We start from the raw sequence: 13641 nt of genomic DNA, 5'->3' as shown, positions 1-13641 counted from the left end.
TGGCTCTTTCCGCGGGTCTTCCGGTGCTTGAGCCGGAAAGGCTTAAAGACCCCCAATTTCTTTCCGCGCTCAAGGCCTTCTTCCCGGACCTTATCGTGGTTGCGGCCTACGGGAAGATCCTCCCCCGCGAGGTGCTTGAGCTTCCGCGTCTCGGGTGCTGGAACATCCACGCCTCTCTTCTTCCGGCCTATCGCGGGGCCGATCCCATCCGCTGGGCCATCTTAAGGGGCGAACGCCGCACCGGGATCACCATCATGCAGATGGACGAGGGGCTGGATACCGGGCCCATCCTCCTTCAGAAGGAGACCGAGATAGGCGAGGAGGAAACCGGGGGAGAGCTTTACGCCCGGCTTTCCGTGCTCGGGGCCGAGGCCCTGCTTGAGACCCTTTCGCTTCACAAAGAGGGCCGCCTTAGACCCCGGCCGCAACCCGAGGAGGGGGCAAGCTACGCCCCTCCCCTAAAAAAAGAGGACGCGCGGCTTGATTTCTCCCATTCCGCAGGGGAACTTTCTTTACGCATCCGGGCCTTTGATCCCCGCCCCGGGGCTTTTACCTTTTTAGAGGGAAAGGTCTTTAAACTCTTTCGTCCCGGAGTGCTCTCCGAAAACCCCTCGGATCCTCCGGGGACCATTCTTGAAGTGAGGGAGGGGCGGCTTTTCGTCGCCTGCGGCCAGGGGGTGCTTTCCGTCTCCGAGGTCCAGCTGGAAGGAAAACGCCGGATTCCGGTGGCCGAGTTTCTCAAGGGGCACCGCCTTTTACCCGGTACCCGTCTCGGTATCTAAGCCAGTTCTCTTCCGGTGGTGGTCATGGAGAGACTGCAATGAAGGATGCCCTTTAGGGATTTGATCCGATCCGCCAGGTCCCGCACCGCTCCTACCTCGCCCTTTACGATAATGACCTCCAGACAGTGATCGTGATCCAGATGGATGTGCTGAGTGGATATGATTCGAGCATAATGATCGTGCTGAATATCAATGAGACGATCGGTCAATTCTCGTTTGTGATGGTTATAGACATAACTGATGGTTCCCACCACTTCGCTCTGACTGTGTCGCCACTCTTCTTCAACTAGTTTCTCGCGGATAAGATCACGTATGGCTTCGGAGCGATTCTGATAGTGTTTACGAGAAATGTATTCATCGAACTTTTTCAATAAAGAAGCCGGTATGGATACACCGAATCTTACCAGATCACTCATTGAGTTTCCCTCCATGAAAGTCTTTCCTTGACTTTTAAAATAACCTTAGCTTAGAATAAGCTCAATGGGTGTGTACTTTTCCTTCTGGAAGGGGGAGCACTATTTTGCCCTGGAGATCGAAACCGTGGAGGGAGTTTCCAGAGCCGAGCGCATCCTTCCGGCTCGTTGGGGGCCGGGGTGGCTGGTGGGTTTTTCCTTTTTCCGGGGGCAGACGGTTCCGGTGGTGGATCTGGAAAGATACCTGGGGGGAACCTCTCCCGGCGAGGTGCGCTACCTGGTGGTCAGCACCGGAGAGGATCCGGTGGGGCTGGGGGCTTCGCGTTTGGGGGCCCGTTACGAGGTGGAAGATCCGGTTGAACCGGTTGAAGACATGCCTCCGGGCATAAAAGGGCAGCTCCTTCTCGGGGGCCGTACGGCCCTGCTGGTGGATCCTCACCTTATTTTAAAAGGAGGCTAGGGTATGAGATGGGGCTTCAGGGCGAGATTTATTCTGGGGGCCGTTCTGGCTTTTCTGGTGGTTCAGGGGGTCCTCTTCTATCACCATATTCAGACCCAGAAATTTCTCCGAAGGAACCTGCACGAGAGTTTTACCAGCCAGTTCCACACCTTAAGGGCCCGTCTGCAGGACTTTTTTGAACAGGCGGCCCTGGAGGTGAAGAGCTGGAGCGGTACGGAGGTGATAAAGACCTCCGTGCTCATCGGCGGGGGGCAGGCCGGGGCCAATGATTACCTTCGTAATCTGCTTTCCGTGTATCGAATCTATCACGATATCTGGGTTCTTGATTCCGGAAGGAAGGTCATTGCCGCGGGGAGGCCCGAAAGTCTCGGTCATACCCTTCAGGTGGTTCTGCCGGGAAAGCCGGGAGTCTTTGTCCTGGAAAAGTTGAAGTTCAAGGGGGCGGAGTATCTGGGAATCGGTTCGCTGGTGCAGGGCGGGGGAGGAGAAAAGGGATGGCTTCTGGCCCTTATTCCGGTGCATACGCTGGGAACGGAAATAAAAAATATGCTTATCCTTCCCGGGGCGCAGGCCTTCCTTCAGGGAGAGAAGGGGTTGATCTGGAGCTCCATACCCTTTCCCGGAATTTCCAGGCTGGGGGCGAGCATCACCCGGGTTCGCCTGGGGGACAGGGTCTATTTTGCTTCGGTTCGTCCCCTTCCGGTGCTGGGGAAACGATGGGCTCTGGGCCTGGCGGTGCCCGAGGAAAGCCTGGCTCTCTTTTTGAAGTTTAATCAGCGCCTCTTTATGGCCCTGGTGGGAATAGGAGGAATCCTGGTCGTTCTTCTATTTCTCCTTCTGGAAAGGAATGTAACCCGGCCCCTGCTGGGGCAGTTGCGCAATCTTCAGGAGATCGTGGGAAGTTTCGATCTCGAAAGACGTATGCCTCCCCGGGGGGTGCCCGAGGTGGCGGATATGGCCATGACCATCAACCAGTTCTTGGAAAAATTGGCCGAGACGGTGCGCGAGATTTCCACCGCCGAAAGCACCCTGCGTGAACACGCCCGGGAGCTGGCCAACAGTGCCCGGGAGATCGTCAAGCGGGCCGAGACTAATGCCCGGGAGAGCGAGGGGGTTTTCCGGCTCATCGAGGGGCTGGAAGGGCTGGCCCGCGAAATAGAGGAAGAGGCCGGGAAGAGTGCCCGGGCGGTGAGTCAGGCCCAGGATACGGTAAACGAATTGTCGCGGATAGCGGAAAGGATTTCCGCCCTTTCCTCGGAAAACCATGAGAAGGGAGGCGTGGCCCTGGACCAGGTTCAGGACATGGTTTTGATGAGCGAGGAGGTGCGGGAGAAGGCCGAGACCCAGAGTCGGGTCTCCGCGGAAACGGCCCGTGTCCTGGCCGAGGCCGCGGAGGGGATGCGTAAGGCTATGGCCCGAAGCGACGAGGCGGCCAGGCGTGCGGCTCAGGCCCTGTCCCAGGTTCGCACCGGTCAGGAGGCCCTCGGCGAGTCCCTCCAGACCATGCGGACCGTGGTGGAAAGCGTAACCCACATGTCCGAAATCATCGATCTTATTCGAGACATCGCGGATCAGACCAATCTTCTGGCCTTGAATGCCTCCATCGAGGCGGCCCGGGCCGGCGAGGCTGGGCGTGGATTTGCGGTGGTGGCGGAGGAGATCCGGCGGCTTTCCGAGCGCATTGCCGAAAGTTCCGAGGAGATAGCCTCCCTGATCGAACAGAATGTGGAGCAGGCCCGGAAGGGTGAGGAGATAGCCGAAAAGGGAGCCCGGGCCCTGGAAGGTATCCTGGAGGCCACCGAGGTCAATCACCGGGAGGTGCAGGAGGTGGCGACCATTACCCGGGCCCAGGCCGAGGAGGTAAGTAAGGCCGCCCAGGCTATGGAGGAGCTGGAAAAGGCCGCCCGCGAAATCTTCGAATCCTCACAAAAACAGGAAGATCTGGGACACCAGGCGGCCCGTTCCATGTTCGAATTGCGTAAGGTGAGCCGGGAGATCCTGGAGGTTACCGGAACCATCACCGAGGTGGCCGATCGCCTGAGCGAGGTCTTCGGCACCATCGTGGAACATGCCAACCTTATCAGCCGGGACACCAATACCCAGCGAGAGGAAACTGCCGAGGCCCGTCGCCGCATGCAGACCGTGGTGCAGGGGGCTTCGAAGAACGCCGAGGCCGCTACGGAAATCCAGGTGGACGTGGAGGAACTCCTGGAGGTGGCGGAGAGACTTCACGAAGCCGTGAGTTACTTCCGGGTGGGATCGTCCCTGTGAGATCCGGGAAGACCTTGCTCCTGGCCCTGGTGGGTATCCTGAGTCTGTGGGTTTCCCCCCTGCGGGCGGAAACTCTGGTCTTCGGGGTGCTGGTCTCCTCGGAGGTGCGGGACACCTTTTTGCGTTTCAGGCCCCTGGCCCTTTTTCTGGAACAGGACTTGGGAAGAAAGGTCCGGTTGCAACCCCTTCCCTGGCCCAAATTTGAACAGGCCTTCCGGCAGGGGCGCTTTCATCTGGCCCTGGCTTCCCCGGGTTGTTTTCTGCTCCGGGCCCCCTATCGAGGGGTGTTATGGATGGAAGATCCCCGCACCCCGGTGATCATCTTTCGCCGGGGCACTCTCCGATCCAATTTCTCCGGGGGCAAAGCCGCGGTGTGGCCCTATTCTTACGAGGGCTACCTGGCCCAGGCCGCCTATCTTTCCTCCCGTCTGGGGGCTTTCCCCCCTAAAGGAGTCCGTTTCCTGGGGGCGGAACCCCTGGTGGTCTTTGCGGTCTTAAATGGGAAGGAGAAACTGGGGATGGTTTCCCTGCGGGCCGCTCGTCCCTATGCCTCCAAGCTGAAGATCATTCGTCTGGAAGGAAAGGTGCGCTGGGTGGTCTTTTTTCACCGCCGGCTTTCTCCCTCTCTGGCCTCCCGAATCAAATCGGTATTGTTGAGTTATCGTTCCCGGGAATTCTTTTTTGCTCCTCTGGCTTCCCCTCCGGACTTAAGTTCCTTCCGAGGGTTCGTCCCTTAGAGGAGATACCCTGACCTTGAGCCCCTTCTGGGCCACCACCTTTACCGGGGAGCCTGCAGGGATGGGCTCATCAGCCACGGCCTGCCAGATCTCACCTTCCAGAAAGATCTGTCCCCCGGATGGCCCCACTTCGGTTAGGCAGCGTCCCTCCTTACCCAGCAGACCTTCCCGTCCGGAAAAGGGTTTGCGTCTCAGGGCCCGGGCTGCCAGCCAGGTTATGGTCAGAAAGAAAAGGCTTATAGCCGAGGTCACGGGTATCAGGAAACCGTAGGGCAGTCGAAGTCCCTGGGGATTTTTTCCGAAGAGCATGAGCGAGCCCAGAAAAAGGGAGATGGTGGCCGCCAGGGTCAAGAGACCGTAACTGGTTACCTTGATCTCCAGGAAATAGAGCACCGCGGCCAGGAAGATGAGCAGAAGGCCGGCATAGTTCACCGGAAGGATCTGCAGGGCGAAGAGGGCCAGCACCAGGCAGATGGCCCCCAGCACCCCCGGGAATACCGCTCCCGGGTGGGAGAGCTCGAAATAGAGACCGGCCAGCCCCAGCATAAGGAGGAAATAGGCTATCTGGGGGTGGGCCAGGAGACGCAGGATGCGGCTTTTGAGTCCTTCTCGATAGACCACCACGGAGATGTTTCGGGTCCGGAGAACCACCACCCGGTTTTCCATTTTTACCCGGCGTCCGTTGAGTTTGCGCAGAAGTTCGTTCAGGTTGTCGGCCAGGAGATCCACCACCCGTTGACGCAGGGCCTCTTCGGCGGTGAGGGTCTGGCTTTCACGCACCGCGGCCTCGGCAAATTTTTCGTTACGTCCGCGCAGGTGGGCCAGGCTTTTGGCCCAGGCCACCAGATCGTTTTCGATCTTTTGAAGGGTTTTGGGGTCCGGTTTCCCCCCGATGAGGGTTATGGGGTGGGCCGCTCCCAGATGGGTCCCCGGGGCCATGGCCGCTACATGGGAAGCAAGCACCAGGAAGGTCCCGGCCGAGGCAGCCCGGGCTCCCGGAGGAGCCACATAGACTATTATCGGCACCGGAGAGGCCAGCATGGCCTTTACGATCTTTCGGGTGGATTCCACCAGCCCTCCGGGGGTATCGATCTCCCAGATTACGGCCTGAAAACCCTGTCTGCGGGCTTCCCGCAGGCTGTTTATCAACATGGCCGCCGAGGCCGGGGTGATGGCATCATCAAGCTGGACCAGCAGAACCGGGCCCGCGGCCTGCCCCCGAACCGGGTGTATCCAGAAGACCCCGAGCCCCAGAATCACCAACAGGATCTTCCAGAACCTTTGCTTCACCTGAAAGCTCATGCCATACCGTCCAGGGTCTTTTTAAAGAGTTGCAGGTCCTCCCAGGCCAGGCGTTTGGCCGCAGGGTTGCGCAGGAGATAGGCGGGATGATAGGTGAGTATCACCGGGATCCCCTCCAGATAATGAACCCGCCCCCTCAAACGGGAGAGAGGCTCTTCGGTAAGGAGCAGGCTTCTGGCCGCTACCGAGCCCAGCCCCAGAATTATGCGGGGTTTTACCAGCTTTATCTGCCGGGCCAGATAGGGACGACAGGCCTCGATTTCTTCCTTTTCCGGCGTGCGGTTCCCCGGAGGACGACATTTAACCACGTTGGTGATGTAAACCTCCCTTCGCGAAAGACCGATGGCCGAAAGCATCCGCGTGAGAAGCTCCCCGGCCCGTCCCACGAAGGGGCGCCCTTCCAGGTCTTCCTCTCGCCCCGGGGCCTCCCCCACCAGGAGGATGGAACAGGGATGAGGCCCCTCTCCGGGGACGGCCTGGGTCCGGGTGCGATGGAGAGCACACCGATGACACCTCTGGATTTCGCGGATCAGGTCCTCCATGGTCCCCGGGATCCCGGGATCCAGGTCCAGAAAATTACGGATTTCCGGATAGGAAGGCACACTTTCTACTCCCAGAAGATTTAAATATTCTAAATAAGAACGCAGGAGCCTTAGGGCGTCTCTCATCGTTACAATTTAGCGTCCGGGGGGAGGGATTGTAAAGAAGGGGCTTTTGAGGTAGAAACCGCAGATACCGAACAAACCATCGAGAGGAGGACGGTCCATGGCGCAGAGGATTACGCTTAATCCCGATGGAAGCTTGAATGTCCCCGACGAGCCCATCATTCCCTATATTGAGGGGGACGGAATCGGGGTGGATATCACCCCGGTGATGAAGCGGGTGCTGGATGCCGCGGTGGAGAAGGCCTACGGAGGGCGTCGTCGCATCCACTGGAAGGAGATCCTGGCCGGGGAGAAGGCCAGGGAGGCCACCGGGTCCTATCTTCCGGAGGAGACCCTTCAGGCCATAAAGGAACACGTGGTGGCCATCAAGGGGCCGCTTACCACCCCGGTGGGCGGGGGCATTCGCAGTCTCAATGTGACCATTCGCCAGGCCCTGGATCTTTACGCCTGTGTGCGGCCGGTGCGCTGGGTGCCCGGCACCCCCAGCCCGGTAAAACACCCGGAAAAGGTGGACATGGTGGTCTTCCGGGAGAACACCGAGGATGTTTATGCCGGGATCGAGTGGGAGTCCGGCTCGCCGGAGGCCCGGCGGCTCATCGAATTCATCCGGGAAGAATTCGGGAAGGAGATCCGTCCGGACTCCGGCATCGGCATCAAGCCCATAAGCCCCTTCGGGACCAAACGCCTGGTGCGCAAGGCCATTCAGTACGCCCTTGCCCGGGGCAAACCCAGTGTTACCCTGGTCCACAAGGGGAACATCATGAAGTTCACCGAGGGGGCCTTCTGCAGGTGGGGCTATGAGCTGGCCCGGGAGGAGTTTCCGGAGGTCACGGTGCCCGAGGCCGAGGTGGCCGAGCGTTATCCCCAGGGCGTCCCTCAGGGGGTGGTGGTGATCAAGGATCGTATCGCTGACGCCATGTTCCAGTGGGCCCTTCTTCGCCCCGCGGATTACAGTGTGCTGGCCATGCCCAACCTCAACGGGGACTATATCTCCGACGCCCTGGCGGCCCAGGTAGGAGGGCTGGGTATGGCTCCGGGAGGCAACATCGGCGATGGTTACGCCGTGTTTGAGGCCACCCACGGTTCGGCCCCCAAGTACGCCGGTCAGGACAAGGTCAATCCCAGTTCTCTCATCCTCTCCGGGATGATGATGCTCGAGTACCTGGGCTGGGAGGAAGCGGCCCGGCTGGTCTGGGAGGGGATCACCCGCACCGTGCAACAGAAGGTGGTGACCTACGATCTCGCACGGCAGATCGAGGGGGCCCGGGAGGTGAAGTGTTCGGAATTCGGGGAGGCGGTAATCGAAAACATCCGCGGCCTTTAAATTGGACCAAAGGGGGGAGGTATGGCGGAGTATCGACCGGAGGAGATAGAAACCAAATGGCAGAGGGTGTGGGAGGAAAGACAGATCTTTCGCGCTGTGGATGATCCGGGCCGACCCAAATACTACGTCCTGGAGATGTTTCCCTATCCCTCCGGGCGGATCCATATGGGCCACGTGCGAAATTATACCATCGGGGATGTCCTGGCCCGCTACAAGAAGATGCGAGGCTTTAACGTGCTTCACCCCATGGGCTGGGACGCCTTCGGGCTTCCGGCGGAAAACGCCGCCCTGCGTCACGGAGTGCATCCCGCGGACTGGACTTACGACAACATAGACTACATGCGGCGTCAGCTGCGTCGCCTGGGCTTCAGCTACGACTGGACCCGCGAGTTTGCCACCTGCGACCACGAGTATTATCGCCACGAACAGCTCTTCTTCATCCAGATGCTGGAGCGGGGGCTGGCCTATCGGAAAAAGACCCTGGTCAACTGGTGTCCCAGCTGTCACACGGTGCTCGCCAATGAACAGGTGGAAGACGGGACCTGCTGGCGCTGCGGTACCGAGGTCACCCAGAGGGAGATGGAGGGCTGGTTTTTCCGGATCACCGCCTATGCCGAGGAACTCCTGGAGGGCCTTAAAAGGCTTCAAGGCAAGTGGCCGGAGAAGGTCCTTACCATGCAGCGCAACTGGATCGGAAGGAGCGAGGGAGCGGAGATCGAATTCCCGCTGGAGGGCCTTTCCGAGAAGATCACCGTCTTTACCACCCGCCCGGATACCCTTTACGGGGTAACTTTTATCTCCCTTTCTCCGGAACATCCCCTGGCCGAAAAACTGGCCGAGGATTCCGGTCTTCGGGCGGAATTCGAGGCCTTTCGCCAGCGTTGTCGGCGTCAGCGCCGCGAGATCGAGGAGGGTGTCGCGGAGAAGGAAGGGCTTTTCCTCGGGGCCCACGCCATCCATCCTCTCACCGGGGAGCGGGTACCGATTTTTGCCGCCAACTTCGTGCTCATGGAATACGGCACCGGGGCGGTCATGGCCGTTCCGGCCCACGACCAGAGGGATTTTGAGTTCGCAAAAAAGTACGGTCTTCCGATAAAGGTGGTGATCAGGCCCCCGGAGGGAGATCTGGATCCGGAGACCATGGAGGCCGCCTACGAGGACCCGGGGGTGATGGTGAATTCCGGGCCCTTTTCCGGTCTTCCCAGCGAGGAGGGCAAACGAAAGATCGTGGAGCATCTGGAGGATCTGGGAGTGGGGCGCCGCAGGATTACCTACCGGCTTCGGGACTGGGGGGTGAGTCGTCAGCGTTACTGGGGTTGTCCCATTCCGGTGGTCTATTGCGAGCGTTGCGGCGTGGTTCCGGAAAAACCGGAGAACCTCCCGGTCAAGCTTCCTTTAAACGCGCAGCTTGACGAGGCCGGGCGTTCCCCCCTTCCTCAGCTTGAGAGTTTTGTGAAGACCAGGTGCCCCCGGTGCGGCGGTCCGGCCCGGCGCGAGACCGATACCTTCGACACCTTCGTGGAATCCTCCTGGTATTTTCTGCGCTTCGCCTGCCCGGACGCCCGCGAACCTCTAGACCGGGAGCGGGTGCACTACTGGCTTCCGGTGGATCAATATATCGGGGGCATCGAACACGCCATCCTGCACCTGCTTTACGCCCGGTTTTTCACCCGGGTGCTTCGTGATCTGGGGTATGTGCAGCTGGACGAGCCCTTTGAGCGTCTTCTTACCCAGGGGATGGTGATCAAGGAACCCTATCGGTGTCCGCGCCACGGCTGGATCTATCCCGAGGAGGTCTCACCGGAGGGGACCTGTCTCAAGGAGGGCTGCGGCGAAAAGGTCATGGTGGGGCGCCCGGAGAAGATGTCCAAGAGCAAATGCAATGTGGTGGATCCGGATGAGATGATCCGGCGCTACGGGGCGGATACGGTGCGTCTTTTCATGCTCTTTGCCGCCCCTCCGGAAAAGGATCTCGAATGGAGCGACCGGGGGATCGAGGGGGCCCATCGTTTTCTGAAGAGGGTGTATCAGTTGATCATGAATCGGGCGGATAAACTCCGGGAGGTGTCTCCCTATACCGGGGACGGGAAGGATCTTTCTCCGGAGCTTCGGGCCCTGCGCAGAAAGACCCATCAGACCATCCGCCGGGTGACCCGGGACCTTGAGGAACGCCTCCATTTCAATACCGCCATTGCCGCCGTTATGGAACTGGTAAACTTTATCGAGGATACCCTGAAGGAGGTCCCGGAGGAGACCCCGGGTTTTCGTTCGGTCTTAAAGGAGAGCCTGCGGGCTGTGGTCCTTCTCCTTTCTCCCATGACTCCGCATATCTGCGAGGAGCTGTGGTCGGCGCTCGGGGAGGAGGGGCTGGTCTCCGAGGCCTCCTGGCCCGAATGGGACGAGGAGGTAGCCCGGGAGGAGGAAATTACCATCGTGGTCCAGGTGAACGGCAGGGTAAGGGACAACCTGCGTCTTCCCGCGGATGCCGATGAGGAGACGGTGAAGAGAGCGGCTCTTTCCTCGGAGCGGGTGCGCCGGCATCTGGAGGGAAAGACCGTTCGCAAGGTGGTTTTTGTTCCGGGGAGGCTGATCAACTTTGTGGCGGGTTAGGTTCTTATGGGGCCTGGGGTTGATTCTGGTTCTTACGGCCTGCGGGTACCGTGTGCGGGGGCGACCGCCGGGTTTCGAGCCTTCCTGGCACACCATCTATGTGGAGGTGTTTCGCAACCGGACCTCCGAGACCCGGGCCGGGGTATGGCTGGCTCAGGCCCTGCGCGAACGCTGGGCCCGCTCCGGGATCCTCAAGCTGGCTTCCTCTCCGGAACAGGCCGATTTGATCCTTTCCGGAGAAATTTTGAGCCTTTCCATAGGGGGGATTTCCTACAATGTTTATACTCAGACTCTGGAACGACGCATCTCCATAAGGCTCAGGGTAAGCCTGCGCACCCGGGGCGGGCGCCTGGTATGGGAGAACCGCAACCTTTCCCGCTACGAAAACTATCCCGTGGAGGGCACCGCCTCCGGGGTACTCGATCCGGGAAGGGAGTCCGCGCTTCGGAAGCTATCCGGGGATCTGGCTGAAATTATTTACCATCAAATAACTTCATCTTTTTAAGTTTTTCTCTGCCTTATGGCCATTTTCTTCACCTTGACAGTTCTTTTATAGCCGTTATTTTAAGAACATAGCCCCCTCAAGAGGTTCGGTTTCTTTATTTTGGGTTATTTTGGCCGGAAGGAGGTGATATCGTGCCCCACAAGGTGCAATTTGTGAGGGAGCTTTCGGAGCTTCCCCTGGCCGAAGAGGAAAGGCTGGAGCTGGAGAAGGTCACGGAAAGGTATCCCTTTTTTTGTACCTCCTATTATTTGAGACTCATTAACTTCAACGACCCGGCGGATCCTCTCCGCAGGGTGGTAATTCCCGATCCGGCCGAGCTCGAATCGTGGGGTCGGGTAGATCCCTCCAACGAGGCCAATTACACGGTAATGGAAGGGGTGCAGCACAAATACGAATCCACGGTCCTGGTGCTGGCCTCGGATCGTTGTGCGGGGCTTTGTCGATACTGTTTCCGGAAGAGGCTCTTTCTCAAGGGTTCGGAAGGGCGCCCCGAACGTCTGCGGGATGTTCAGGCCCTGGTTCGTTATCTGGAGCGAAATCCCCGTATCACCAACGTCATTCTTTCCGGAGGCGATGCCCTGATGCTTCCCACTCCCCGTTTGCGCGAATTGATCCAGGCGGTGCGCCGGGTGCCTCACGTGCGTTTCATCCGTCTGGGCAGCCGGATCCTCTCCTACTGGCCGGAGCGTATTCTCAACGATCCGGAATTACTGGAACTTTTGAAAAACTATAGCCGCCCGGGGAAGAGGATCTACCTGGTCAGCCACTTCGATCATCCCCGGGAGCTTACCCCCGAGGCCCGTAAGGCCTGCGATCTCCTTCTTAAGGCCGGGGTCCAGATACTCAATCAGTGTCCTCTGGTGGCCGGGGTAAACGACGATCCCGAGATCCTGGCCGAGCTCTTCCGGGAGCTGGCCTCCCTGGGGGTTTCCCCTTATTATGTCTTCCAGTGCCGGCCCACCCTGGGCAACAAGCCCTATGCCGTGCCCATCGAGCGTGGATATCGCATCTTCGAGGCCGCCCGTGGAATGGTCTCCGGTGTGGCCAAACGGGTACGTTTCGTAATGTCCCATGCTATGGGGAAACTGGAAATAGCCGGTCTCACCCGGGAATGGGTTATTTTTAAGTTTCACCGGGCCGCCCGGGAGGAAGACACCGGAAAACTCCTGCTCTACCGGCGAAATTCCACCGCTTACTGGCTCGACGATTATCAGGAGCTGGTGGAAGAGGTCCCCCTGGGGAACGCCGTTCCGGTCTAATCATTCCAGATAACGGAAGCCCTCCAGGGTCTCACGAATCTCCTGCGGGGGTACGTACCGAATACCCAATTTGTCGGCCATGAGAAGGACTCCCCGGTCGGCGGAAAGAATGATCCCGTCCAGCTCCAGGGCCAGCAGGATAAGTTCCAGGTCCTCCCGACTGTCCAGGATGCCCTCGCGCAGGGCCTCCCGATACTTGCGACGCAGGGTATTGATGACCTCCCCCGGGTTTTTCCCGCTGGAAAGTCGCACCGCTTCCTCGGCCACTCGCAGCCCCTTGTTTATTCTTTTGCGCAGATCCTCTATAAATTCATAAAGCAGGAAGGCCGGGATCTGAAGTTCATATTTGCGAGGCGATTTGACCTTGAATACGGCCCGGGCGCGGGGAGGGATGCGTAGTTCCTTGACCATCTTTTTGAGTTCCTCGTAAATGGAAGAAGGCATATACACGGAAAGGCCCTCGGCCTCAGCGGCAAGTTCCAGAAACTTCCTGAAGGCTGCGGCCGGAGTCTCTCCGAACTGACGATATACATCCGGATTGGTAAAAATGCTGGTATCCGGTATCAGGCGTTCCCTTTCCGGAGTGACGATCTCCAAACCCCCGAAGGTAATTAATCTATGCGTAGCATATCTAAGAATTATTCCGCCGCCAAGATAGATTTGACGCTTTATCCTATCTTTTGTATATACCAGGGACAGACATAAATCCCTCCCGGGGACGGGAGAAAACCTGGGGTAAAGAGATGTCCCAGCCGCAGATAGACACCGCTCGGGTCCTGATCGAGGCCCTGCCCTATATCCGTCTCTTTTACGGCAAGGTGGTGGTGGTGAAGTACGGCGGCCACGCCATGGTGGAGCCGGAGCTCAAAGAGGCCTTTGCCCAGGACATCGTGCTCATGAAATACGTGGGGATCAAGCCGGTTATCGTGCACGGCGGCGGGCCGCAGATAAGCGAGGTCATGCAGCGCATGGGGCTTAAACCCGTTTTTGTGGAGGGGCAGCGGGTGACCGACCCGGAAACCATGAGCGTGGTGGAGATGGTCCTGGTGGGCACGGTCAACAAAAGCATTGTAAGTCTCATCAACCGTCACGGGGGTCGGGCGGTGGGGCTTTCCGGGCGCGACGGCGACCTCATCGAAGCCGAAAAGATGCAGGTCTATCGCTATACCGGAGAGGATCGTCCCCCGGAAATCATCGACATCGGCCGGGTGGGAAAGGTCAAACGGGTGAATCCCGAGGTCTTACACACCCTGATGGAGCAGGGGTTCATTCCGGTGATCGCTCCGGTGGGGGTGGGGCCGGAGGGAGAAGCC

At 59.1% G+C, this 13641-nt stretch carries 13 protein-coding genes; 9 read left to right on the top strand and 4 right to left on the bottom strand.

What is annotated here, in order from left to right; genetic code table 11:
• Window positions 1–782: methionyl-tRNA formyltransferase (gene fmt, locus F8J34_RS06150; protein ID WP_297057213.1), on the top strand; the 782-nt coding region annotated here is incomplete at its 5' end.
• Here the strand turns inward: fmt and nikR are convergent.
• The gene (gene nikR, locus F8J34_RS06145; RefSeq protein ID WP_297057212.1) at window positions 779–1198 is read right to left on the bottom strand and encodes a nickel-responsive transcriptional regulator NikR; all 420 of its coding nucleotides are present in this window, start codon (window positions 1196–1198) and stop codon (window positions 779–781) included. The two genes, fmt and nikR, sit on opposite strands and share 4 nt — an antisense overlap.
• Window positions 1199–1262: 64 nt before the next feature.
• On the opposite strand from nikR, the gene F8J34_RS06140 reads away from it, so the two are divergent.
• From F8J34_RS06140 to F8J34_RS06130, 3 genes are read left to right on the top strand one after another with little or no spacing between them, the layout of a single operon-like run.
• Window positions 1263–1655: a chemotaxis protein CheW gene (locus tag F8J34_RS06140; RefSeq protein ID WP_297057210.1), complete on the top strand. Its 393-nt coding sequence runs from the start codon at window positions 1263–1265 to the stop codon at window positions 1653–1655.
• 3 nt (window positions 1656–1658) lie between these two features.
• Window positions 1659–3926, top strand: coding sequence for a methyl-accepting chemotaxis protein (locus F8J34_RS06135; RefSeq protein ID WP_297057209.1), 2268 nt, complete (start codon window positions 1659–1661; stop codon window positions 3924–3926).
• Window positions 3923–4663, top strand: coding sequence for a hypothetical protein (locus F8J34_RS06130; protein WP_297057207.1), 741 nt, complete (start codon window positions 3923–3925; stop codon window positions 4661–4663). Before F8J34_RS06135 ends, F8J34_RS06130 begins: the two co-directional genes overlap by 4 nt.
• On the opposite strand, the gene F8J34_RS06125 is transcribed toward F8J34_RS06130, so the two are convergent.
• Together F8J34_RS06125 and F8J34_RS06120 are read right to left on the bottom strand one after the other, a co-directional pair.
• Window positions 4634–5965: a nodulation protein NfeD gene (locus F8J34_RS06125; RefSeq protein ID WP_297057205.1), complete on the bottom strand. Its 1332-nt coding sequence runs from the start codon at window positions 5963–5965 to the stop codon at window positions 4634–4636. The two genes, F8J34_RS06130 and F8J34_RS06125, sit on opposite strands and share 30 nt — an antisense overlap.
• The gene (locus F8J34_RS06120; protein ID WP_297057203.1) at window positions 5962–6567 is read right to left on the bottom strand and encodes a uracil-DNA glycosylase; all 606 of its coding nucleotides are present in this window, start codon (window positions 6565–6567) and stop codon (window positions 5962–5964) included. Before F8J34_RS06120 ends, F8J34_RS06125 begins: the two co-directional genes overlap by 4 nt.
• Before the next feature lie 163 nt (window positions 6568–6730).
• Here F8J34_RS06120 and icd point away from each other — a divergent pair, with 163 nt between their 5' ends.
• From icd to F8J34_RS06100, 4 genes are all read left to right on the top strand, one after another.
• Complete coding sequence (gene icd / locus F8J34_RS06115; protein ID WP_297057201.1) at window positions 6731–7954, top strand: isocitrate dehydrogenase (NADP(+)); 1224 nt, start codon at window positions 6731–6733, stop codon at window positions 7952–7954.
• A gap of 21 nt (window positions 7955–7975) precedes the next feature.
• Window positions 7976–10564 carry a leucine--tRNA ligase gene (gene leuS, locus F8J34_RS06110; protein ID WP_297057199.1) on the top strand — a complete coding sequence of 863 codons (2589 nt, stop codon included), beginning with the start codon at window positions 7976–7978 and terminating at the stop codon, window positions 10562–10564.
• 19 nt (window positions 10565–10583) lie between these two features.
• Entirely contained in the window at window positions 10584–11069 is a 486-nt protein-coding gene (gene lptE, locus F8J34_RS06105) for an LPS assembly lipoprotein LptE (protein WP_297057197.1), read from the top strand.
• 131 nt (window positions 11070–11200) lie between these two features.
• Window positions 11201–12328: a KamA family radical SAM protein gene (locus tag F8J34_RS06100; protein ID WP_297057195.1), complete on the top strand. Its 1128-nt coding sequence runs from the start codon at window positions 11201–11203 to the stop codon at window positions 12326–12328.
• Here F8J34_RS06100 and F8J34_RS06095 read toward each other — a convergent pair whose 3' ends face one another.
• A complete protein-coding gene (locus tag F8J34_RS06095) occupies window positions 12329–12925 on the bottom strand; it encodes an RNA ligase partner protein (protein ID WP_297057194.1) in 597 nt (198 codons plus the stop codon).
• A gap of 146 nt (window positions 12926–13071) precedes the next feature.
• On the opposite strand from F8J34_RS06095, the gene argB reads away from it, so the two are divergent.
• A partial coding sequence (gene argB / locus F8J34_RS06090; protein WP_297057192.1) for an acetylglutamate kinase occupies window positions 13072–13641 on the top strand: 570 nt, incomplete at its 3' end.

The sequence above is a fragment of the Thermosulfurimonas sp. genome (assembly GCF_015491435.1).
In the GTDB taxonomy this organism is placed as follows: Bacteria; Desulfobacterota; Thermodesulfobacteria; order Thermodesulfobacteriales; family Thermodesulfobacteriaceae; genus Thermosulfurimonas_A.
The sequence above is the reverse complement of the archived record's forward strand: the minus strand, read 5'-3'. Positions and strand labels throughout refer to the sequence as shown.

What these genes read in the sequence shown, in the direction of transcription:
- F8J34_RS06125 (WP_297057205.1), bottom strand. Translation starts at nt 5,965, where the DNA reads ATGAGCTTTCAGGTGAAGCAAAGGTTCTGGAAGATCCTGTTGGTGATT.
- nikR (WP_297057212.1), bottom strand. Translation starts at nt 1,198, where the DNA reads ATGAGTGATCTGGTAAGATTCGGTGTATCCATACCGGCTTCTTTATTG.
- F8J34_RS06135 (WP_297057209.1), top strand. Translation starts at nt 1,659, where the DNA reads ATGAGATGGGGCTTCAGGGCGAGATTTATTCTGGGGGCCGTTCTGGCT.
- leuS (WP_297057199.1), top strand. Translation starts at nt 7,976, where the DNA reads ATGGCGGAGTATCGACCGGAGGAGATAGAAACCAAATGGCAGAGGGTG.
- icd (WP_297057201.1), top strand. Translation starts at nt 6,731, where the DNA reads ATGGCGCAGAGGATTACGCTTAATCCCGATGGAAGCTTGAATGTCCCC.
- F8J34_RS06140 (WP_297057210.1), top strand. Translation starts at nt 1,263, where the DNA reads ATGGGTGTGTACTTTTCCTTCTGGAAGGGGGAGCACTATTTTGCCCTG.